A 21,741-nucleotide genomic window follows, 5' to 3' on the forward strand; every position below is an offset into this window, starting at 1 on the left:
TCAACCGTCCAACCCCCTTTTTTCTCCTTTGAACCACATTTTAACTAGATAATTCGTCTTTCTACGAAACTTTCGTATTTTGATTCCTGAAACCAATATCACCATGTTACGTAATGCAATTTTACTAACCCTTTTATGTTCATGTATGATAAGCGCTGCCAGCGCCCAGCAACGCAACCAGCTCAGGGGCGCCGTGGCAGACTCGGCCAGCAGGGAAATGCTGGAAATGGCCACGGTTACTGTTCAGAATGCCAAAGACAGCAGCCTTATCACTTACACCCTTACAGATAAAAAAGGCGCCTTCCACCTCACAGGCCTGCCGGCCGATAAACCGGTGCGCCTGCTGATCTCCTATACTGGCTACCGTACCTATTCCAGGATACTGGGTGCAGACCGGCCTGAAGACCTGGGCAGCATCATGCTGGCCACTTCCGCCCGTGAGCTGAACACGGTGGTAGTGGAGGGAGACCGTCCGCCCATCGCCATCCGGAAAGATACCATTGAATTCAATGCGGCAGCCTTTAAAACCCGGCCCAATGCCGTGGTGGAGGACCTCCTGAAAAAACTGCCCGGCGTGGACATAGACGAGAACGGCAACATTACCGTAAACGGCAAAAAAGTAAGCCGCATACTGGTAGATGGAAAAGAATTCTTCGGCAACGATCCTAAGCTCGCCACCAAAAATCTTCCTTCCGCCATCGTGGATAAAGTGCAGGTGGTAGACACCAAAACCAAACTGGAAGCCAGGATGGGCGTTGAAAAAGACGGCGAAGACCGCACGATCAATGTGACCCTCAAAGCCGATAAAAAGAAAGGCCTCTTCGGCCGCCTGTCTGCCGGCGGCGGTACAGACAGCCGGTTTGAGCTTAGCGGCATGCTGAATGCCTTCGAAGGTTCCCGCCAGATCAGCCTGCTGGGTTCTTCCAACAACCTGAACAAGATCGGGTTTACCCAAAACGAGATGTCTGTTGCATCGGAACGAAAAGGCGGCGGCATGTACATGTCTGTTTCGTCAGACGGCGGCCTGAATATGAACGGCATCAACTTCAGCGCCAGCGGGGAAGGCATCAGAACGGCTTCCATGGCGGGTTACAACTACAACGACAAATGGGGTAAAAATGTAGATGTGAATAACAGCTACTTCTTCAACAACACCGATTCCCGCTTCACCACGCTTAGCAACAGCCTGTACAACGACGGGCGGAACATCATCGGCAAACGCACCGGCAACGGCCGCAATTACAGCCACAATGTCAATTTCTCGTTCGATATCCAACTGGATTCCATGACCACGCTTAACGTGGCGCCTAAATTCGGCTACACCCGCCAGACCTCCAACACCAGCAGCGTAGATTCAACATATTTTGGTCCCGGCGAGCTTGGCAACACCAACAAGAACAGCAACCTCCTGCGCAGCAACCGCGTGAGTTTCGAGAACAGCATCACGCTGAACCGCATCCTCAACAAAAACGGCCAGGCCATCGGCCTTACCTTCAGCAACATGTACAACACGCAGGATGGGAATGCCTTCAACAACTCTACCCAGCAGTTCTTCGAGAACAACCTGCTGGATTCCACGCAGGTGCTGGACCAGAAAAGCGAGATGAACAGCCGCAACGAACGGTACGACATCAGCCTTTATTACGGCCAGCCGATCACCAAGACCTGGAAGATGCACTTCGATTATAAGTACTCTTACGGCATCAGTACCTCCAACCGCAACACCTATAATTTCGACGAGGATATGAAAGGCTATACAGACCTGGACAGCCTGTATTCCAACCGCTTCCGCACCATCATGACCACGCAGCAGCCAGCCATCCGTTTTGTGCACAACAACAGCAACAAAAAATTCACCGCCAGCTTCGGCGGCTCCGTGTATTTCAATACGCTGGACAACCGCTCGTTCATGGACAACACCAGCATCCGCCAGCGCCAGACCAACCTGGCGCCCAACAGCCGCATAGCATACACCTTTAAAAACAAGGGCCAGCTGTCTTTCAACTACAACGGTTACATGCAGCAGCCCACGATAGAGCAGCTGCAGCCGGTGAGAGACAATACCAACCCGCTGAACATACGCATCGGCAACCCGGACCTGAAGGCATCCTTCAGCCACAGCATCAGCCTGGGTTACAACCGTTTCTCTCCCACCGGTATCGGTCTTTTCTCGTCCATTGGCATCACGCCTACCACGAACAGGATCTCTACCATCACCAAAGTGAATGCGCAGGGCGGGCAGACAGTACAGAACGCGAACGTAAATGGCACTTATACCGTGAACGCCAATATAAACGCCAGCTTCAACAAAAAACTGAAAGATTGGCAACTGCGTGTGAACGGCGGCTTCTTCGGGAATATGTCGCGGCAGGTGAATTATTCCAACATCAACAATCCCAAGGGAGACACCAGCCTGCGCGAGAACGTATCACAATCGCTGATGGTGGGCCCGATGCTTAACTTCTCCTACTCGTATAAAGAAATACTGGAGATGAACATATTTTACCGCCCCAACTACAACCAGGTAAAAAGCAGGCTTAACAACGTGACCACCAGCAATTTCACGCAACGGCTGCAGGTGGGTGCTACGGCTTACCTGCCGCTCAACTTCTTCCTGGAAAATGACCTGCAATACAACTACAACGCCAATACCGCGCCGGGTTTCAGGAAGGGTATCACCGTATACAGCGCGGCCATCGGCTACGAGTTCCTGAAGGAAAAACGCGCGCAGGTGAAGCTCTACGCCTACGACCTGCTGCGCCAGAACACCACGATCCGCCGCAACGTAACGGAGCTGGGCACATTTGATACACAGACGGACCTGGTGGAACAATATTTCATGCTCACCCTCAGCTACAACATTTCCAAATTCGGGAAAATAAAAGCTCCCCGGCGGTTCAATAACAGCGGCGGGATCATGATATACTAAATCCTTTTTGAACGGAACCAGGGGCCGGCTAAAGTAAAACTCATTTTTTACCCGGCCTTTTTCTTTATAATTTGATGCGTTGTTGCAGGTTGAAGTCGTTTTTGTCGTACCATTTATTCCGGGATACGTCTTTCTTTTCCCAAAGATTAAGCAATGGCAGGTCGAAGAAGATGCCCGCATACAGGCGGATAGTATTGAGCTGCCGGTCAACAGTGCCGGTTTCCGGTAATACGTTGGTAATTCTGCGCAATTGCGGGGTAAATGCTGCGCCGAGATTGACCACAAGCGGCGTGCCTCTGATAGAATGCCCGACATGCAGACCTGGACTGATGATCTGATCCCATTTGAATTCCTGCGGCGCCACGTGTTGTGTATTGGTTAGCCGGTATGATACGACAGCGGCCGGGTCGATAAGGCTGAACGTCAGCGACAGCGTATTGCCGGACGGTTTGTACAGAGCATTTTCCTTGGTCTTGAAATGGCCGGCTTTCCGCATTTCTTTTGGAGGGACTTTCGTTTTCCCGGTGATGCTCCAGGTTATACCGACCGGTGCGGAGAGGCCATATACCAAGCCATTGGCATCGCTCTTAGGAAGCTCGCTATTGAACGTACGCAGTGGAAATTCGTAACCCAGGTAACCGCCGACGAAAGCGCTCAGGTCCAATGAATGCCACACATGGCGCTTACGCTTGTAAGAACCGGGTGGCATGGCGTACGATTCCACCACCTGAGCCAACTGCTTGCTGTCGCCTGCCAGGGCTACGTCGCTGAGAAAACTGGCGAGGCGGGTAACCGTCTGCCGGGCGTTATAATAGTCTTTCTGATATAAGCCGGTTCGCTGACCAACCAGGTCTGACAGATCGGTTCGTAATGCGCGTCTCCAGATGGAGTCCATCCAAACATTGTGTTTAAGGGCGGCTCCGGTGATCTTTTCATTGAAAGCTGCCAGGCTTTCAAATTGAGCAGCACCAATTTCAAACAGCAAGGTGTCTGCCAATACCAGCGTATCACGCCGCTCGTTGAAGACAAAGTTTACCTTACCGTCTCGTTGAATCGTCATGCGCGCGTTGCAGAAATACAGCGTTGTATCTGCTGTGGGCGAGGGCGTTTTCTCTCCGTACAGCATGGTGCGAAGCTGATGGCTGACGATCGGGGCAATCACATCCAGCGATTGTTTGTAAGTCGCCGCCCATCGTTGCTCCAGCTTTAAGGCGCCCAGCTGTTTGTCCGTGGCCAATGCAAACTCGGTGGGATCGCTTATGAACCGCAGGGTGCTCATCAGCTCCGGTGCGATCTCCTCCCGGGCAACGATGGAATCAAGTACCTCAAAAGTTGCACTGATAGCACCGCTGTAGTTCTTTTTCTCGAGCAATGCGTAGATCTCCTGGGCATCTGCGAGATATTCGAAAGACAAGCGGGCTTTCCGGGATATATTCGATAACGTACTGTCAGGCACAACGTTTTTAATGAGCTCCCGCAGAAAATTCCATGCTGAGTAATGCGTAAAATCGAAGTTTTTAGGCGGATTGTTTTCAAATAGTTTTACCGCCTCGTTGAATTCCGCCCGCGCTTTTTCCACCTGCTGCATGGTGATCTGTATCCTCCCCAGCCAGTTTCGCATCGCTTCATAGTCCAGTGTGCTTCTCGCAAATACGTTTCCGCCCAGGATACCGTCTATGCAATTCCTGTAACGGAGGTTGATCAGCTCCAACATAATAACAAAAGATGAGTCAGGCATATTCACCAGGTTTTCGTAACTCAGCCTGAACTCGGGCATGGCACCTTCTTTGAAGACATTCAGTTCCTGTCGCACAGCATATAACAGGGTGATGGCTTGGCTTATCTCGGTGGGCCTGGTGAGCGGCTGGTCCATATAAAGATGGCGGATAATGTCGTCGAAGTTGTACTGCTGTGCGATAAGACGGGCGATCGTGACACCTGTGCCCAGGTCAGCGAGTATATTATGTTTGCCCGGTGGGATCCTTTCCCGGAGCCAGGTGCTTTGCAGTGCATGGTCGGGGAAGGTGATGAAGTCTTTCGACAGCGCGTAGCGCCAGGCCGCGCCCAGATTAGGCGTTTCATAGATGGCTCCGCTTTCGAGCAGTTTGACCGTTTCCGGGAAACATTCGCGGATAAGACTTTCCCTACCGGCGCTCTTGCGGATCGTCTCAAAGAACCAAAGCACCGTTTCCTGCTTGACGCGTTTAGCCAGATAGATTGCCAGTGCATCGATCATCTCCGTTTGAGAAGGCATGCGGAATGACAGTGGGAGGCTCACGGTTTGCGATGTCGCCTGCGCGACCGCTTCCTGGGCCATCACGTTTTTCTGGATTACCTGGACCTGAGAAGAAACCTGGCGGTCTACCCCCGCCGCTGCGATATATTTCCCGAGATGTTTAATGCAAAATTCATTCAGCGATTTATTTTCGAGCATTTTCAATACATCTTTTTTAAGTTGCTGTGCCTCCTTTCCTAAATCATCGGCACAACCTTTTGATTTTGCACTTACCTCCCTTATCGAATCAAGTTGATGCCTGTAGGTGAAAGTATCAACTATTAAGGCCGCGGATATATCCGCATTACTGGAGATCAGTAACTGCGATGCCTGGGCGTCGAGATGGCTTTGCCATGAGTCGAGCAAACGCAGCAGCTCTCTCTCCGCCGGCTTCGCAGTATCCAGGTGGGTGTGGCGCCATTCGGCGGATTTAGAGAAAATCACCTCCCGGGAAGTGGTATGGAGGTAGATCATTTCCGCATACCGTTTGAGAACACTTTTCCCGGGAAGACTATCCAATGCAAACTTAATATTGGGTTTACGGGCATACCAAAGCAGGTTGGCCAGCACCTCTTCCTGTTTTTTGCGCATAGAATCAACACCCAGGGTAGTATCGATATCGGCGTAGTAATACAGGTCCCTTGCCAGCATATAAGCGCTCTTCTGCGCTTTAGCCGTGAAATTCAACAGGAAAAAGGACATACAGGCAAAGGAGATCGTGAAAAGGAACGATCGTCGTTTGGGGATAAAAAATGACATGCAATAATTGCTTTTGGTTGACAGAATTTATTCTCTGAAAATGGGGCCTGGCAAAAAGTATGATTAAAATCAGGGCAACAACACCATTGAGGAATGGTGGTTAGGTAAAAATACTTGTTTGGGGCTTGATAAAAAAATACTCTTTTCTAGGTATTTTAAAAAAGGACGGGCCGGCCTTTTCCTTCCTAATCGTACTTTTTGGCCCGGCCCCGTTATAAACTGTTGAAAATTATTTAAAGGTACCGTTCTTTCAGCACCCCCATGTGGTGGATGGCGTGGCCGACCAGGATGTATCCCAGGCTGAGCACGCTCACAGGCACGCCGCTCGCCATGCCGCTGCGTTTCAGCTCTTCTTCATGCAGCGATTTGAAGAGGTGCTCTGATGAAAGGCGCACCAGCTGGAACTCTTCCACCATATCCATCCAATCGCGGTGCTCTACCCGCGCTTCCGCGGCAAAGCTGTTCTCGTCGAACGAAGCCAGGGGGGTATTGTCTTTACGGGCAAAACGCAGGGCGCGGTAAGCGAATATCCTTTCTGCATCCGTCATATGCTGCAACACCTGTTTCACCGTCCATTTTCCGGTGGCGTAAGCGAAATTGAGCTTGTGGGCAGGAATGCTTTCCAGGAATTCCAACACTTCCGCCGTATGTTTTTTGAAGGCTTCGAGAATGTCGTGTTCGGGCACTTTGCTCACATAGGTTTCATAGAAAGCGCCATAGTCGCCCTGTGATGGTCTGGCCATAGGTTCAAAAATTTCCCGGAAGTTAGGATAAATCCCGTTTATCAGGCCAATGGCTTATATTTATATCAATTCCACACGTTAAAACATACGCAATATGAAAGCACTTATTTCCGCGGCGCTTTTACTGCTTTCGCAGTACAGCTTCGCGCAGCAAAACCTCAATGGCGCATGGAAGCTGGCGCCGGCAAACGGAGAACCACAGACCGTGAGGATCATCGAAGACAACTATTTCATGCAGACCCACTTCGACGAAAAAGGCAAACAGTTCATCAGCACCCATGGGGGAAAGCTGGAAACCAGCGGCAGCGGCCTGAAGGAAACTATCGAGTTCCATACGGCTGATAAAGAGAAAGTAGGCACGGTGAACGACTGCAGTTATAAGCTGGACAACAACCAGTTGGTGATCACCTGCAACGGCGAGGCCACCACCTGGCAGCGGGTAGACGAAGGGAAGGCTCCCCTTGCAGGCGCCTGGCGCATTACCGCCCGGGAAAACGGCGGCAGCATGGTACCTATGCGGCCCGGCCCGCGTAAAACGCTGAAGATCCTCTCCGGTACACGTTTTCAATGGGCGGCCATTAATACCGAGACCAAAGAATTTTTCGGCACCGGCGGCGGCACGTATACCTTCGAGAACGGGAAATACACCGAGAATATCACGTTCTTTTCCCGCGACAACAGCCGTGTAGGCGCTTCACTTGCCTTCGACGGGAAAGTGGACGGCAAACAATGGCATCACAGCGGCAAAAGCTCCAAGGGCGACCCGATCAGTGAAATATGGAGCAGGATTGAATAATATGCTATATTGCAGCTCAAATTTTACATATCTGTATGAGTTTCAAAAAAATCCTGTTTATCTGCACATTGAGCATGCTCAGCCTGCAAACTGCCTATAGCCAGAAGAAAAAAAGCAAAACGCCGCCTCCGCCCGCCGGTCCCGTTGTGGCGACCACCCTCGATTCCGTGAGTTATGCCATCGGCAACGACATGGGAGAGATGATGAAAAGCCAGGGCATAGATTCCCTGAACCTGAAGCTGTTCATGGCCGCCCTGGAAGACGCATTCAAGGGCAATAAGCCCATTCTTACGGCCGAACAGTGCAGGGGAGTGGTAAGCACCCACATCCAGCAATTAAAGGCTCAGAAATCCGCTAAAAACAAGGCAGCCGGGGAAGCGTTCCTTGCCGCCAATAAGACCAAACCCGGTATTGGCGTGCTGCCCAGCGGCCTCCAGTTCCAGGTCCTGAAAGAAGGCAACGGCCCGAAACCCACGCTGCAGGATAAAGTGAAGGTTCACTACCACGGCATGCTGATAGACGGCACTACGTTCGACAGCAGCATAGATCGCGGCGAACCCATCACCCTGGCCGTAAGCGGCGTAATCGCCGGCTGGACGGAAGCATTACAGATGATGCCCGTAGGCTCAAAATGGAAGCTCTTCATTCCCTCCAACCTCGCCTATGGCGAACGCCAGGCTGGCGCGAAGATCACGCCCAACAGCACGCTGGTGTTTGATGTAGAGCTGCTGGAAATTGTACCGAACACACCTGCCCCGGCTACGCAGCCTGCACAATAAACGTTCTGAAATTACTTTTCACAAAGGGGGCTGCCGACCGGCGGCCCTTTTTGTTTATATGTATCACAAACAAATCAGGAACCCTAACATATTGCATAAGAATATACGTTAATACCGGAGATAATTTTATGGAAAACGCTATATTTAATGCCAGAGTCATTCTTAAACCACTCCAATGGCTAACAAACTAATTGGCGGAGAGGGTACCTATATCGAGAAAGCATTGCAGATAGCACCTATTGGGGCCTTTCTGGCAGACATGGACGGGAATTGTTTTTTTGTCAATGATGAATGGGAAAAGATCTCCGGCCTTACTTTCGATGAATCAATGGGCAAAGGCTGGCAAACGATCGTTGTGGAAGAAGACATCCCGGGTATCGTAGCCTTCCTGCAGCATGCAGCACAACAGTCACCACAGGTACCGCTCACCTGCTCTTACCGTATTATACATCCTTCAGCCGGCCTGCGTTATTGCAAGGTCGATATGCGCTCCGTGAAAGACGCGCCGGGAAAGGATTTTTATCTCGGCTACGTACGGGATATCACCGCGGAAAAACAAGCGGAAAGTAAACAGCTGGAAGAAACCACCCATCTCAAAGCGCTGATCGCTTCGCTGGAAGATATCGTATTCGAGATCAACGCCAACCAGGTATTCCTCAATGTATGGATACAGGATGAAACCAAGCTGTACATGCCTAAAGAAGCCTTTCTGGGCAAAAAAGTGAGCGAGGTGATGGGCCCGCAGGCCGAAATGTTCAGCCAGCTGATCTCAGAAGTAGTAAGCCTCGGCGAAGAACGCGAGACCGTGTACAAACACATGGACCCATCGGTGAACCAATGGTTCAAAGCAAGGGTCAAACCGGTGATCAGGTCTGCCGATCCGGAAAAATACATCCTCATCGTCAGTGTCAAGGATTTTACGCCGCAATGGATAGCTGAACAGGAGCTGCTGGCCGCAAAAAACGCCGCGGAAGAGGCTTCCAGGGCAAAATCGGATTTCCTGTCCATCATGAGCCACGAGATACGCACGCCGCTCAACGGCATCATCGGCATTGCCAACCTGCTCAAGCTGAATTATTCCGAAGAGCAGGAAGAATACATCAGCAACCTGATGTTTTCCGCCGATCACCTGCTGCGGCTTATCAACGACATCCTCGATCTTAATAAGATCGAAAAGGAACAGTTCGACCTCACTTATTCCGTCGTGAACCTGCACGAACTGCACCGCAACATCCACAACCAGTTCAAGTCGCTGGCGGATGCCAAGAAGGTAGCCCTGATCAGCGATATTGATAAAGACATCCCGAAGAAATTACTGGCCGATGTGATACGTGTGAGCCAGATACTGAACAATCTTATCAGCAACGCGATCCATTACACGGAACAGGGAGAAGTGGTCGTATCTGCCCATCTCATCAAAAAACAAACCGAGAAGGTGCATATTCATTTTTCGGTGAGAGATACCGGCATCGGCATCCCCGAGGAATATCACGGCCTCGTGTTCGAAAGCTTCCGGCAGGTGGAACAGCCCATCCCCGGCAAACAGTCCGGCACCGGCCTGGGCCTTACCATCACGCAAAAACTGGTACAGCTCCACAACAGCCAGATATACCTGAGAAGCAAGCCGGGCGTGGGCACGGAGTTTTATTTCGACCTGACCTTCGCCATTCCCACCAAAAAGAACAGTCCGCCCAAGCGCGCGCAGGTATCGGAACTATCCGCTTATCAAAAGAAGTTCAAAGGCCTGAGCCTGCTGTTCGTGGAAGACAATCCCATCAACGTGATGGTAGCCAAAAGGCAGCTGGAATATTTCGGCATACAGCCTGATTGCGCGCTGAATGGCAACGAAGCGACGGAGCTGCTGAGAGACAACAAATACGATATCGCCTTCCTGGACCTGCATATGCCCGGCATGGACGGATTCGCGCTCTCAGAGCTGATCCGCAGTCATTACCCCGAAACGCATATCGTGATCTTCACGGCCGATATCATGCCTGAAGTAAGAAGAAATTTCGCCCGCAAAGGCATTTTCGACATCCTGAACAAACCTTTCCTGCCGCGCGAAATGCTGACCACTTTACTGAAGATCGCGCAGGTGCGGAAGATGGACATTAAATAAAAAAAGGGCTGCTCATGATGAACAGCCCTTTGTTATTTGATGGTATGCATATTATTGGAACACTCTCGGCACGCGCATTTCCAGCAGCATAAAATCCGCCAGCACCATCGCTGTTACGGCTTCCAGCACTACCGGCACACGCAATGCGATGCAAAGATCATGTCGGCCTTTCACTGAGAATGTTTCCACCTGCCCGCTCGCGATATTCAGCGTTTGCTGCTCTTTCGGCGTGCTGGACGTGGGTTTCACCGCTACGCGGAACACCAGCTGGTTGCCATTGGTGATGCCCCCTACCACGCCGCCAGCATGATTGGTGGCCGTTTTGCCGGTAGCGTCCACGATCGGGTCGTTATGCTCCAGCCCTTTCATTTTAGCCGCCGCGAATCCTGCGCCGAATTCGATCCCTTTAATGGCGGGGATTGCAAAGGCAGCATGCGCCAATGCAGACTCCACGGAATCGAAGAACGGTTCGCCCAGGCCGATCGGCAGTCCATCTACCGTGCATTCCACGATACCGCCTACGGAATCTTTCGCTTTGATGGCTTCTTCCAGCCCTTCCTCAGCGTCCGCAAAACCGCCTACTTCTTTGATCACCGCATTGACGCGGATATTTTCTCCCAGTATCTTTTTGGCGATCACGCCGGCAGCCACGAGGTTGAGCGTAAGCCTGCCGCTGAAGTGGCCGCCGCCGCGGTAATCTTCAAACCCGCCGAACTTTTTGGCCGCTACGAAATCCGCATGGCCGGGCCTGGGAAATTCGCGGAGCTTGGCGTAATCGGAGCTGCGGGTATTGTTGTTTTCAAAAAGGATGGTGATAGGCGCGCCGGTGGTACGGTCATTAAAAACGCCGGATTTCAGGAAAGGCAGGTCTTCTTCCTTGCGCGGCGTAGTGCCCCTGGCGCCGCCTTTCCGGCGTTCCAGGTCGGGCAAAAAGTCTTCCTGCTTCAGCGGTATGCCTGCGGGAATGCCGTCGATATTCACACCTACGCTTTCCCCGTGCGATTCGCCGAAAACATTCACCCTGAATATTCTGCCAAAACTGTTCATGTTACTGTTTTTTACACCGTTTGTTCCTGCCGTTGCACGGCCACACCCAGCAATTCCAGGTGATCGTAGAACTCGGGATATGATTTGTTGATGGCTTCTGCATTTTCGATGGTAACGGCCCCGCTGGCGTTGAGCGCCGCCACGGCGCATGCCATGGCAATGCGGTGGTCGTTGTGCGAATGCACGGTAGCGCCCTTGATACCGGTGCCGCCATGCACGTACATGTGATCGCCGTCCAGGTCTATTTTGATGCCCATTTTACCGAATTCCTGCTGAAGGGTGACGCCACGGTCGCTTTCTTTGTGCGCCAGGCGGCTCACGCCCTTAATTTTCGTTGTGCCGTTGCAGTTAGCAGCCAGGGCTACCAGCGGCGGAAACAGGTCGGGGCAGTCCGTAGCATCCAGCTCGAAAGCCTTCAGCCCGTTCTTCTGCACAATGATGGTATACACGCCCGGCAGTATCTCCGCGCCCGCTTTTTCCAGCGCTTCCATGATCACTTTGTCCGACTGTGCGGATTGTGTGTTCAGGTGATGCACTTCCGCTTTACCGGCCACAGCCGCGGCTACCAGCAAAAAGGCCGCGCCGCTCCAATCCCCTTCCACGGTGTATTCCACGGCTTTGTACTGCTGTGGCGCGTCGAAGTGGAACACTTCAAAGTTCTCGTTGCGCACCTTCACGCCAAACAGTTCCATGAGCTGGAGCGTAAGCGCGATATAGGGTTTGCTTTTGAGGTCTTTTACGGTGATGGCCGCTTTGTCTGCCACGCTTCCGAAGGCCATGAGCAGGCCGGTGAGGAATTGGGAAGAAAGGCTGCCGTCTATCGTAATGTTCTTCGCCTGCAAGGGTCCCTTGATCTCCAGGGGCAGCTTGCCGTCCCTGCTTTTGATCTCCACGCCCAGCTGCGGCAGCACTTCTTCGAAAAAGTGCATGGGGCGCGTTACGAGGCTGCCATGACCGTTGATGGTGATGGGCGTTTCAGCCAGCGCGGCAATGGGCGTGAACATGCGGATGCCCAGGCCTGATTCGCCGCAGTTGATCTCGTCGTAAAAAGGTTTTACGCCGTTGCTGGTGATGTGTATCTCCTCATCCACCCGCTTTACCATTGCGCCGAGGTTTTCGGCCACTTCAAGGGCGGCAAGGCAATCGTTGCTAAGCCCCGGGTTGCGGATGATGGTTTTGCCTTTGGCCAGCAGCGCCGCTGCCACCGCCCGCTGCATCGCGCTTTTGGATGGATTGGCGGTAACGGCGCCGTTCACCGGCGCAGGCTGTATGGTTACTTGCATCATAGTTCTTGTAAGATTTGTTTCAATTCATCGAGCAGTATCGGCTGGGTCCTGGCCTGGCCGATCTTTTCAAGCAGCACAAAGTGAATGTGATCTTTCTCCCTTTTTTTGTCCAGTTTGAAGATGGAGAATACCGCCTCCTTGTCCGAGGTCATGGTTACCGGCAGGCGGTAGTCATTGATCAAACGGATCAACCGGTTGGTTTGTTCGGCCGGCAGCAAATTGTATTTTTCGGAGATCTTAGCAGCTGCTACCATCCCGATGGCCACCGCTTGTCCGTGCGCAATACTCTCCAGCTTTTCCACGGCATGCCCAAGGGTATGGCCGAAGTTCAGCCAGCGGCGGACGCCGCTTTCAAACTCGTCTTCCAGTACAAATTTCGTTTTGATCTCCACCGACCGCTGCACTAAAAATTGCAGTGTTTCCACATCCTTGGCCAAAGCCTTTTCCTTATTGGCTTCCAGGTATCCGAACAACTGCTCGTCGTAGATGCAGGCATATTTGATGATCTCCGCAAACCCGTTGCACCATTCGCTATCAGGCATGGTGGCGGGCAGGGAATAATCGAACAGGATGAATGCCGGCTGGTTGATGGTGCCCAGCATGTTCTTGTGCATGCCGTGACTGACGCCGTTTTTCCCGCCGATGGAAGCATCTACCTGCGCCAGCAAAGTGGAAGGCACAAACCCGAAGGGAATGCCGCGCATGTAAATGCTGGCGGCAAAACCAGTCATGTCTGTGAGCATGCCCCCGCCAATGCCTACCAGCATGGTTTTGCGGTCTGCTTCCAGCTCGATCAGCCCGTCGATGATCTGGTCCATCACGTCCATGTTCTTGTTCTCTTCCCCATCCGGGATCACGAGTTTTTTCCATCCCTGCAGCTGTTCTGCATAATGCTGGTCCACATTTTCGTCCACCAGCAGGATGGTACGGCTTTTATCCACGTAGTTGCCAAGGTTGGCAAGACTTTCACCGAGATAATAATCGGTGGCGGTATGTTGAAAACGGTGTGACTGTTTGATCATATGTACTGAAAAAAAGGGCTTAGTCGTTCATCACTTTGTTCTGGCGGTTGATGGATTCCAGGTGCACCGCGTCAAAGTATTTCAGGATGAAATCTTTGGTGAGGCCGAGCTTTTCGCCGGCGCGGATGCCGCGGTCCAGTATCTCGTTCCAGCGGTTGGTCTGCAGGATCGTGATGTTGTTATCTTTTTTATACTGCCCGATCTTTTCCGCGATCTTCATGCGGTTGCCCAGCAGCAGCAGGATCTCGTCGTCGATGCCGTTGATCTGGTTACGCAGTTTTTCCAGCGCGGTATTAAAATCTTTCTGATCGGTGCGTTCGTGCCTCCAGGTGATGTTGTCCAGCATTTCGCCGAATTTCTCGGGCGTGATCTGCTGTTTGGCGTCGCTCCATGCATTGTCCGGATCCACGTGGGTTTCCAGCATGAGGCCGTCGTAGTCCAGGTCGATCGCTTCCTGTGCCACTGCCTGCAGGATGTCGCGGCGGCCGCTGATGTGGCTCGGGTCGCAGATCATCGGCAACTCAGGATGGCGGCGTTTCAGCTCAATGGCCAGGTGCCACATGGGGGCGTTGCGGTATTCGGTGTTGCCGTAGCTGGAAAAGCCGCGGTGGATCAAACCGATCTTTTCAATACCGGCTTTCGCGATACGCTCCACTGCGCCGATCCACAGTTCCAGGTCGGGGTTGATCGGGTTTTTGATCAGCACCGGGATCTTCACGCCTTTCAGCGCATCGGCCACATCCTGCACGGAGAACGGGTTCACGGTGGTGCGCGCACCGATCCAGAGGATGTCTACACCGAAGTGCAGCGCGTCTTCCACTTGCTTGGCGGTTGCTACTTCAACAGTAGTGGGCATACCGGTCAGCTCTTTGGCTTTCTGCAGCCAGGGCAGGCCTTTTGCACCAATGCCTTCGAAAGAGCCGGGGCGGGTACGGGGCTTCCAGATGCCGGCGCGCAGCACATCCACTTTACCGGTTTTAGCCAGCGCAAGCGCAGTGGCCAATGTTTGCTCTTCAGTTTCGGCAGAGCACGGGCCGGAAATGATCAGCGGCTTTTTGTCTGAAGCCGGATCGGCGAATTTTGTTTTTGCTAAGATCTGTTCCATTGTTATCGTGACGTGTTAAGAGTTTACAAATGATTATTATTTCAGGATCTTCCTGATCTTATTGCTTTTCTGGATGAGCTTGTAGAAGGTATCGTAATCTTCCGCCTGCAGCAGCTGTTTCATCTGCTCCAGCTGGTTGATGTGTTCTTCCAGCACGTCCAGCACATTGTTCCTGTTATGTTTGAAGATGGGCACCCACATGTCGGGCGAGCTTTTGGCAAGCCTTACGGTGGATTCAAAACCGCCGCTGGCCAGTTCGAATATGCGGCCCTGCTCTTTTTCCTTCTTCAGCACAGTGAGCGCCAGCGCGAAAGAAGTGATGTGCGAAATGTGGCTTACATAGGCCGTGTGCAGGTCATGCTCTTCGGCGTTCATGTACACGATGCGCATGTTCAGCTTGTCTACCATCGTTTCTACCAGTTCCAGCGCGTCTTCGTCGCTGTTCTTCACATCGCAGAGCACCATGGTCTTCTGCTGGAACAGGTTGCGCACGGCGGCTTCGGGGCCGGAATACTCGGTGCCGGCCATCGGGTGGGCGGCAACGAAACGGCCTCTCTGTGGATGACCGGCAACGAGTTGCAATAATTTTTGTTTGGTAGAGCCTACGTCCATGATCACATGGTGGGGCTTTACCTTATCCAGGATGGAAGTCAGCGTTTGCAGCAGCGCATCTACGGGGATGGCCAGTACGACCAGCTGGCTGCGTTCCAGTGCGTCTTCCAGGGTAGAGCCTTCGTCTATGATCTTCAGTTCCTGCGCCTTCGCAAGGTTTTCCTGGTTGTAATCCACACCGATGATCCAGTTGGCAACGCCTTTTTCCTTCAGGCTGAGGGCCAGGGAGCCGCCTATAAGCCCCACTCCTACTACAGCTGCTATCATATGGCGGCGGTTTGAGGTTGAACAATGTTTTTCCTCACCCGCTCTATCGCTTCGGCAAACACCTGCTCGTCCCTGCAAAGGCTCACGCGGATGTATTGCTGACCGTTGGCGCCAAAGATGCCGCCGGGAGTGATGAACACCTGCGCTTTCTGCAGCACGGCGTCGCTTACGGCATAGCCGTCTGCATATCCCGCGGGAATCTTTGCCCAAACGAACATGCCTACCTGTTGCTGGTCGAACTGTGCGCCCAGCAGGTTCAGCAGCTCGAACACCTTTTTGCGGCGGCCGGCGTAAATGGCATTCAGCTGTGCGTACCATTCGGGGCCAAGCTCCAGGGCAGCCACAGCAGCCATTTGCACGGGCTGAAACATGCCTGAGTCCATATTGCTTTTGAACCGCAGGATGTCGTTCAGGAATTCAGCCTTTCCAACGAGCATGCCTACACGCCATCCGGCCATGTTGCCGCTTTTGCTGAGAGAATTCAGCTCCAGCGCCACTTCCTTCGCGCCCGGCGTAGCCATGAGGCTGGCGGGATTGTCGTTCAGGATGAAGCTGTACGGGTTGTCGTGGCACAGGAGGATATTATGTTTCGTGGCAAAGGCCACCAGTTTTTCGAAAGTTCCTTTTTTAGCTTCCGCACCGGTGGGCATATGCGGGTAGTTCACCCACATGAGCTTCACTTTGGAGAGGTCCTGCTTTTCGAGCGCGTCCAGGTCGGGCTGCCAGTCGTTGGCGGCATCCAGCGCGTAGGTTACGGGCGTGGCGCCGGAGAGCTGCACGGCTGAGCGGTAAGTGGGGTAGCCCGGGTCGGGAATGAGTGCTTCGTCGCCTTCCTGGAGGAAGGTCATGCAGATATGCATGATGCCTTCTTTGGAGCCGATGAGGGGCAGCACTTCCGTATCGGGGTTGAGCGGAACGTTATAATAACGGCCATACCAGCCGGCAATGGCCTGCCTGAGGGCGGGAATGCCTTTGTAGCCCTGGTAGGCGTGGGTGTTAGGTTTTGCGGCATGCTCGTTGAGCGCTGCGGTTACAGAGGGGTGCGGGGGGAGGTCCGGACTGCCTATGCCAAGATTGATCACGTTGGCGCCCGCTTTGTTCATATCGTCGATCTCGCGGAGCTTCCGTGAAAAGTAGTACTCTTCAGTGTGTTGTAATCGTTTGGCTACGGATGGTTGCATTGGTTTATGATTTCAGGTATCAGGTATGCGTATTGCCTTTTTTGTAAATACCCAGCACCGTGAGATGCTCCGTGAGCGGTGTGATCTTTTTCAGCGCCTGCTGGAAATGATCCAGGGATTCAAATTCCATGTCTGCATGGAAGTAATAATGCCACTCTTTCGCCGGGATCGGGAAGCTCTGGATCTTGCTCAGGTTGATGCCTTCCGCCGCTATCCGGGTAAGCACTTTGGCCAGGCTTCCGCTCTCGTTGGAAGTTTGGAAATATACGGAAGATTTGTTTGCATCCGCGGGCGGCTGCACGCCATTTTTTGAGATCGCCAGGAAGCGGGTGTAATTGTTCTTGGCGGTATGGATGTTCCGGCCGATGATGTCCAGCTCGTAGATCTCCGCTGCAAGGTCTCCCGCGATGGCTGCGGTGCTTTTCAGCTTCTTCTGGCGCACGTGTTTTGCGCTCAGCGCCGTGTCTTCCGTTTCCACCAGCTTGATGTGCGGGTATTTGGCCAGGAAGTCCATGCATTGCAGCAAGGCCATGGGGTGGCTGTGCACTTCCTTGACGTCTTCGATGGTTTGGCCCGGCAGTACCATCAGTTGCTGGTTGATCTGGAGGTATACTTCCCCGATCACGTGCAGGCCGGAGTTCTTGAGCAGGCTATAGTTGGGCAGGATGCTTCCGGCGATGGAATTTTCAATGGCCATCATGCCGGCGTCCGCGGCGCCGTCGGCGTTCACTACTTTCCTTACCAGTTCCGGGAACGACGCGCAGGCTTCGATCTCAGTTTGTTTGCCGAAGTATTTCCTTGCGGCGATCTGGTGAAAACACCCTTCAAATCCTTGTATGGCTATACGCATGAGCTGTGAATATGAATAATTGAGTCAATAAAAAAGGGCCCCCTTTCCGCGGGACCCTTCGTTTGTTCGTTTATGATAAACCGTTGTTACAAGAGAGTCCCGCTTTCTTCGTGATAAAAGAAAAAGTAAAAGAAATACAGGCTAAAGCTCTTTTGTGACATATAATTTGTTTACCGGATATCATGTGAATAAGAAAGGCCCCCTTTCCAGGAGGCCCGTTATATTTTTTCAGCATTTTCAGCACAAACGAACCTCCTATTTCTGGTACCAGAAAAAGTAAAAGCCGTAAAAGTAACCGAAAGCGCGTTGTTGCATTGTTGTTTGTTTGATAGAACAAAAGTAAGGCAGGATTCCAATTATTCAAAGAGGAGCATAAAAATATAAAAAACATCAAATAAAATACTCATTATCATAGATATTATTTAAAAACACCAATAAGAAAGTAAAATATCAGCAGCAAAGCGCCTGATTGGGTGCTATAGCAAATATTTTGGGAAAAGAAAAACGGAGAGGAATTTGATAAGAATAAGACGAAAACATTAAATCCAGGAAAGGAAGTACCATTTTATTACTGCAAATGAAGGAACACACCAAAAATTTAAAGGAAAGCTGAGCCCATAGCCCCGAAATGGCACAGCCCTAGTTTCTTTCCTTTAAATTTTTGGTGTGTTCCGCAATAATAAAAAAAGCCTCCTGTTTTTCAACAGGAGGCTTCGGATAGAATATCCTTCTTGCTTGCCTATAATTAGTGTTTAGCAGCAGAGTCAGCAGCAGGAGCAGCTGCAGAGTCTACAGGAGCCAGGGCGGCAGAATCAACAACCGGAGTTGTGTCTACGCTCTGGTTGATAGTGCTGTCGATAGCGGTAGAATCACCTTCAGTTTTAGTACCAGCGTTGTTACAAGCTGCAACAAACAGACCGAGAGCGAGTGCTAAGAAACCAACTTTTTTCATTTTGAATGTTTTTAAGGTTTATTTGAAATGAGATTTATTCTTTATTCCGGGAATCCTTAAAAGGTAACCCGCCATTTGAAAAAAATATTTTTTTCCTACTTTGGGTTACTAAAAGCCGCTAATTGTATTAATAAGTGAATAATCTTTTGCACATAGAAAGGGATCAGGAATTACTGCACGGACTGGCTGCAAATGACGACAAGTCACTGGAAACCATCTATTTAGAGAATTTCCCGATGATCGCCAAGATGGTCCTGCAGAACAATGGGTCGGAGGACGATGCCAAAGACATCTTCCAGGAAGCAATGATCGTGCTGTACGAAAAGGTCCGCGAGGGGGGATTTGTGTTAAGTTCCCGCCTGAAAACCTTCCTCTACGCCGTTTGCAGGAGATTGTGGCTCAAGAAGTTACAGAGTTCGGCCTTCAACGGCCCCATTCACGAGGAACTGGAAAAGACCACCGCCGCGGAAGAAGCCCTGGAAGCCCACCTGGAGCGGGATCAGCAGTTCCGGCAGATGGAAGAGGCCATGGGAAAGATCGGCGAGCCCTGCAAAACCATCCTGGAAGAGTATTATATCCATCGTAAGAGCATGCAGGAGATCGCGGAGAGTTTCGGGTATACCAACGCCGAAAACGCCAAGAACCAGAAGTACAAATGCCTGATGAGACTGAAGAAATTATTCTTTGCACCATATAAATAGAGCCACGGAGGCTGATGTGATGAACGATATACATTTAATACAGGAAATTGAACGCTACCTCGACGGTGAGATGAGCGCCCCCGAAAAAGAGGCGTTTGAATCCCTCCGCCGCAGGGATTCCGCAATAGACCGGCAGGTTACCGAGCACCAGCAGCTGTTGCAGCAGCTTAGGGCCAACGGCATGCGGAAAGACCTTCTCCGCCGCATGGATGCCATCCATGCCCGGGCCGGGATACCTGCCGCAGCGCCCGCCAAAACACCGGTAGTGCAGATGCGCGGCCGCCGTACCTGGCTGGACCTTGCCGCCGCAGCTTCCATAGCCCTGGTTACTTCCCTTGCCACCATGGCCGTTATGCAGAATTCGGCCAAAAGATCCTACACATCCAAGTATGAAGACGTACGCCGCGTGCTGAACAACATCCAGCGCTCGCAGAACGCCCTCATCCGCGATATCAACAGCAAAAACAATCCTCCCCTCAACCCCGGCACCTATGGCGGCACCTGCTTTGCCATCAGCCGGAACGGCTATATGGTAACCAATTACCACGTCATCGCAGGGGCAGATTCTATTTATATCCAAAACAACAAAGGAGAAGCCTTCAAAGCGGTGAGCATCTTCGAAGATGTTTCCAGCGACCTGGCAGTGCTCCGCGTGGCGGATTCCGGGTTCCGGACCTCGCCGCTCCCGTATTCCCTCAAGCTGCAATCTTCCCGCCTCGGCCAGGAAGTATTCAGCATGGGCTTCCCCAGAGATGAGATCGTTTACGGCATGGGATATATCAGCGCACAGACCGGCTTCAACGGCGATACCCTCGCTTACCAGGTGAGCATCCCCGTAAACCCCGGCAACAGCGGCGCCCCGCTGCTGGATAACAGCGGCGAAGTGGTGGGTATCATCACCGGCAAACAATCTTCTTCAGACGGCATCGCGTTTGCCGTGAAGTCCGGCCACCTGAAACGCCTGCTGGATGAATTACCGAAAGAAAAATTCAGCCGCAAGGACCTGAAACAGAAAAGCCAGCTGAACGGCCTCAACCGTGTAGAACAGGCTAAGAAACTGGAAGAGTTCGTGTATATGGTAAAAGTGTATAACTGATCCGCAGATTAGAAATGAAAAATAAAAAGAAAAGGGCCGGAGTGATCCGGCCCTTTCTTTATTCTATTGCAAGTCGTTCTCTTTCAGTATTACCTTCGGATTCTCGCGCCACTGCTTTGCCCTGACGGATATCCATACGATCAGGTCTTCGTTGGGAATCCTGCGCAGCAGGCCATAAGACGGCGTGTACACCCGCATGAACTGCAGCAGGGTATCGCCGGTGAACCCGGTTACCCGGCTCACAAAACTCTTGGAATACCGGTAGTCTATATACTGCTGCACTTCGTTCTGCTCATACAGCTTTTTGAATTTCCGCAGGTCTTTCTGCTGCCGGGAACCTCGTGTAAAAGGACTGAATGTGATCCCGAAACCGCCGCTGCTGCGTTTGGAAGTATCCACCAGGGTATGGCTTTTTTCTTCGAGGAAAGGCCTGAATTCTTCATAACGCGCTATAGAGTCCAGCTGGTAAGGGTTCCACCGGCCGGATACTTCCACCTGGGGAAGGAAACGTTCCTTCATTTTCAGGCGTGCATTATAAATCTGCGTGCCGGCCACGTTGGTAACCGTTACACTGTCAGACACATAACCGATGAACGAGATCAATACCTGGTCTCCCGGGTTGGCGTTGATGCGGTAATAACCGCCCTGGTCCGAAAACACCCTGGCGCCGGTGTTTTTATTCCGGATCGTTGCGGGGTAAAGTACCAGTTGCCCGTCTGTACTGGTGATCTGGCCACGGAGGGTAACAGGGTTTTGCAATTCCTGCGCCCGGGCCTCGTGCAGCGTGCTTCCCGCAAGCAGGAAGGAAAGCATGGTAACTAATAACAGTCTGTTGATCATGTATTTACTAACAATTGTGCCTTGAGAATAGTTAATACACGAATGTAATATAAATATCAATTCCCGGGAGTGCGCCGTTCTCCCGGGAATTGCCGTTATACTGTTTTTTTACAAGGACCGGATGAGTGATATTACCTCATCCCTGGATTTGCCCAGCTTGATCTGTATCTGCCCGATCAGCCGGTCGTCCTTTCCCTGTTCGTAATACAGGTCCTTATCTGTCAGATCATCAAACATTTGTTTCAGCTTGCTCTTAATCTCCGTCCACCGGTCCTTGATCATCAGGATGTCCATATCATGACATTTTAATTGTGAAAAATGAGGGGTTCATGATATGAATTCCAAAGTTTGTGCCAAACGGCTGTTTTTAATCAAGATCAGC

General features: G+C 51.8%; 18 protein-coding genes. 6 read left to right on the forward strand and 12 right to left on the reverse strand.

Translation table 11 applies throughout. From position 1 onward, the window contains the following. Positions 1 to 145 precede the first annotated feature (145 nt). Positions 146 to 2,929 carry an outer membrane beta-barrel protein gene (locus R3I13_RS14025; RefSeq protein ID WP_346318590.1) on the forward strand — a complete coding sequence of 928 codons (2,784 nt, stop codon included), beginning with the start codon at positions 146 to 148 and terminating at the stop codon, positions 2,927 to 2,929. A 64-nt stretch (positions 2,930 to 2,993) separates the two neighbouring features. Here the strand turns inward: R3I13_RS14025 and R3I13_RS14030 are convergent, their stop codons facing one another. Both R3I13_RS14030 and R3I13_RS14035 read right to left on the reverse strand, forming a co-directional pair. Continuing rightward, positions 2,994 to 5,963: a hypothetical protein gene (locus tag R3I13_RS14030; RefSeq protein ID WP_346318591.1), complete on the reverse strand. Its 2,970-nt coding sequence runs from the start codon at positions 5,961 to 5,963 to the stop codon at positions 2,994 to 2,996. Positions 5,964 to 6,196: 233 nt separating this feature from the next. Then, a complete protein-coding gene (locus R3I13_RS14035; protein WP_346318592.1) occupies positions 6,197 to 6,706 on the reverse strand; it encodes a DinB family protein in 510 nt (169 codons plus the stop codon). Between the two features lie 94 nt (positions 6,707 to 6,800). Here R3I13_RS14035 and R3I13_RS14040 point away from each other — a divergent pair, with 94 nt between their 5' ends. The 3 genes from R3I13_RS14040 (at position 6,801) to R3I13_RS14050 (ending at position 10,400) form a co-directional block, all read left to right on the forward strand. Further along, positions 6,801 to 7,502, forward strand: a complete 702-nt coding sequence (locus R3I13_RS14040) for a hypothetical protein (protein WP_346318593.1) — start codon at positions 6,801 to 6,803, stop codon at positions 7,500 to 7,502. Between the two features lie 35 nt (positions 7,503 to 7,537). Further along, positions 7,538 to 8,281 carry an FKBP-type peptidyl-prolyl cis-trans isomerase gene (locus R3I13_RS14045; RefSeq protein WP_346318594.1) on the forward strand — a complete coding sequence of 248 codons (744 nt, stop codon included), beginning with the start codon at positions 7,538 to 7,540 and terminating at the stop codon, positions 8,279 to 8,281. A gap of 175 nt (positions 8,282 to 8,456) precedes the next feature. Continuing rightward, positions 8,457 to 10,400, forward strand: a complete 1,944-nt coding sequence (locus R3I13_RS14050) for an ATP-binding protein (RefSeq protein WP_346318595.1) — start codon at positions 8,457 to 8,459, stop codon at positions 10,398 to 10,400. A gap of 51 nt (positions 10,401 to 10,451) precedes the next feature. On the opposite strand, the gene R3I13_RS14055 is transcribed toward R3I13_RS14050, so the two are convergent. The 8 genes from R3I13_RS14055 to R3I13_RS14090 form a co-directional block, all read right to left on the reverse strand. After that, the gene (locus tag R3I13_RS14055) at positions 10,452 to 11,447 is read right to left on the reverse strand and encodes a chorismate synthase (RefSeq protein ID WP_346318596.1); all 996 of its coding nucleotides are present in this window, start codon (positions 11,445 to 11,447) and stop codon (positions 10,452 to 10,454) included. Positions 11,448 to 11,458: 11 nt separating this feature from the next. Beyond that, complete coding sequence (aroA, locus tag R3I13_RS14060; protein ID WP_346318597.1) at positions 11,459 to 12,733, reverse strand: 3-phosphoshikimate 1-carboxyvinyltransferase; 1,275 nt, start codon at positions 12,731 to 12,733, stop codon at positions 11,459 to 11,461. Then, positions 12,730 to 13,755: a 3-dehydroquinate synthase gene (gene aroB / locus R3I13_RS14065; RefSeq protein ID WP_346318598.1), complete on the reverse strand. Its 1,026-nt coding sequence runs from the start codon at positions 13,753 to 13,755 to the stop codon at positions 12,730 to 12,732. The genes aroA and aroB overlap by 4 nt, the downstream gene beginning before the upstream one ends. Before the next feature lie 19 nt (positions 13,756 to 13,774). After that, positions 13,775 to 14,860, reverse strand: coding sequence for a chorismate mutase (locus R3I13_RS14070; protein ID WP_346318599.1), 1,086 nt, complete (start codon positions 14,858 to 14,860; stop codon positions 13,775 to 13,777). A 36-nt stretch (positions 14,861 to 14,896) separates the two neighbouring features. After that, positions 14,897 to 15,739 (reverse strand): prephenate dehydrogenase, encoded by an 843-nt coding sequence (locus R3I13_RS14075; protein ID WP_346318600.1) that lies wholly within the window; start codon positions 15,737 to 15,739, stop codon positions 14,897 to 14,899. Further along, positions 15,736 to 16,920: an aminotransferase class I/II-fold pyridoxal phosphate-dependent enzyme gene (locus tag R3I13_RS14080; protein ID WP_346318601.1), complete on the reverse strand. Its 1,185-nt coding sequence runs from the start codon at positions 16,918 to 16,920 to the stop codon at positions 15,736 to 15,738. Before R3I13_RS14080 ends, R3I13_RS14075 begins: the two co-directional genes overlap by 4 nt. Before the next feature lie 19 nt (positions 16,921 to 16,939). Further along, the gene (locus R3I13_RS14085) at positions 16,940 to 17,770 is read right to left on the reverse strand and encodes a prephenate dehydratase (RefSeq protein ID WP_346318602.1); all 831 of its coding nucleotides are present in this window, start codon (positions 17,768 to 17,770) and stop codon (positions 16,940 to 16,942) included. Positions 17,771 to 18,515: 745 nt separating this feature from the next. After that, positions 18,516 to 18,722, reverse strand: a complete 207-nt coding sequence (locus tag R3I13_RS14090; protein WP_346318603.1) for a hypothetical protein — start codon at positions 18,720 to 18,722, stop codon at positions 18,516 to 18,518. A 146-nt stretch (positions 18,723 to 18,868) separates the two neighbouring features. On the opposite strand from R3I13_RS14090, the gene R3I13_RS14095 reads away from it, so the two are divergent. Then, positions 18,869 to 19,423, forward strand: coding sequence for a sigma-70 family RNA polymerase sigma factor (locus R3I13_RS14095; protein WP_346318604.1), 555 nt, complete (start codon positions 18,869 to 18,871; stop codon positions 19,421 to 19,423). Next, positions 19,407 to 20,519, forward strand: a complete 1,113-nt coding sequence (locus R3I13_RS14100; RefSeq protein WP_346318605.1) for a trypsin-like peptidase domain-containing protein — start codon at positions 19,407 to 19,409, stop codon at positions 20,517 to 20,519. Before R3I13_RS14095 ends, R3I13_RS14100 begins: the two co-directional genes overlap by 17 nt. Before the next feature lie 63 nt (positions 20,520 to 20,582). Here the strand turns inward: R3I13_RS14100 and R3I13_RS14105 are convergent, their stop codons facing one another. After that, positions 20,583 to 21,359 carry a carboxypeptidase-like regulatory domain-containing protein gene (locus R3I13_RS14105; RefSeq protein ID WP_346318606.1) on the reverse strand — a complete coding sequence of 259 codons (777 nt, stop codon included), beginning with the start codon at positions 21,357 to 21,359 and terminating at the stop codon, positions 20,583 to 20,585. A gap of 108 nt (positions 21,360 to 21,467) precedes the next feature. After that, on the reverse strand, positions 21,468 to 21,653 hold the full coding sequence (locus R3I13_RS14110) for a CsbD family protein (RefSeq protein ID WP_209143006.1): 186 nt from the start codon (positions 21,651 to 21,653) through the stop codon (positions 21,468 to 21,470). Positions 21,654 to 21,741: the final 88 nt, after the last annotated feature.

Source organism: Chitinophaga sp. YIM B06452, assembly GCF_039655965.1.
GTDB lineage: Bacteria > Bacteroidota > Bacteroidia > Chitinophagales > Chitinophagaceae > Chitinophaga.

Excerpts from the sequence above, each read along its gene's own strand:
- R3I13_RS14025 (WP_346318590.1), top strand. The coding sequence starts at position 146 with ATGATAAGCGCTGCCAGCGCCCAGCAACGCAACCAGCTCAGGGGCGCC.
- R3I13_RS14030 (WP_346318591.1), bottom strand. The coding sequence starts at position 5,963 with ATGTCATTTTTTATCCCCAAACGACGATCGTTCCTTTTCACGATCTCC.
- R3I13_RS14035 (WP_346318592.1), bottom strand. The coding sequence starts at position 6,706 with ATGGCCAGACCATCACAGGGCGACTATGGCGCTTTCTATGAAACCTAT.
- R3I13_RS14040 (WP_346318593.1), top strand. The coding sequence starts at position 6,801 with ATGAAAGCACTTATTTCCGCGGCGCTTTTACTGCTTTCGCAGTACAGC.
- R3I13_RS14045 (WP_346318594.1), top strand. The coding sequence starts at position 7,538 with ATGAGTTTCAAAAAAATCCTGTTTATCTGCACATTGAGCATGCTCAGC.
- R3I13_RS14050 (WP_346318595.1), top strand. The coding sequence starts at position 8,457 with ATGGCTAACAAACTAATTGGCGGAGAGGGTACCTATATCGAGAAAGCA.
- R3I13_RS14055 (WP_346318596.1), bottom strand. The coding sequence starts at position 11,447 with ATGAACAGTTTTGGCAGAATATTCAGGGTGAATGTTTTCGGCGAATCG.
- aroA (WP_346318597.1), bottom strand. The coding sequence starts at position 12,733 with ATGATGCAAGTAACCATACAGCCTGCGCCGGTGAACGGCGCCGTTACC.
- aroB (WP_346318598.1), bottom strand. The coding sequence starts at position 13,755 with ATGATCAAACAGTCACACCGTTTTCAACATACCGCCACCGATTATTAT.
- R3I13_RS14070 (WP_346318599.1), bottom strand. The coding sequence starts at position 14,860 with ATGGAACAGATCTTAGCAAAAACAAAATTCGCCGATCCGGCTTCAGAC.
- R3I13_RS14075 (WP_346318600.1), bottom strand. The coding sequence starts at position 15,739 with ATGATAGCAGCTGTAGTAGGAGTGGGGCTTATAGGCGGCTCCCTGGCC.
- R3I13_RS14080 (WP_346318601.1), bottom strand. The coding sequence starts at position 16,920 with ATGCAACCATCCGTAGCCAAACGATTACAACACACTGAAGAGTACTAC.
- R3I13_RS14085 (WP_346318602.1), bottom strand. The coding sequence starts at position 17,770 with ATGCGTATAGCCATACAAGGATTTGAAGGGTGTTTTCACCAGATCGCC.
- R3I13_RS14090 (WP_346318603.1), bottom strand. The coding sequence starts at position 18,722 with ATGAAAAAAGTTGGTTTCTTAGCACTCGCTCTCGGTCTGTTTGTTGCA.
- R3I13_RS14105 (WP_346318606.1), bottom strand. The coding sequence starts at position 21,359 with ATGATCAACAGACTGTTATTAGTTACCATGCTTTCCTTCCTGCTTGCG.
- R3I13_RS14110 (WP_209143006.1), bottom strand. The coding sequence starts at position 21,653 with ATGGACATCCTGATGATCAAGGACCGGTGGACGGAGATTAAGAGCAAG.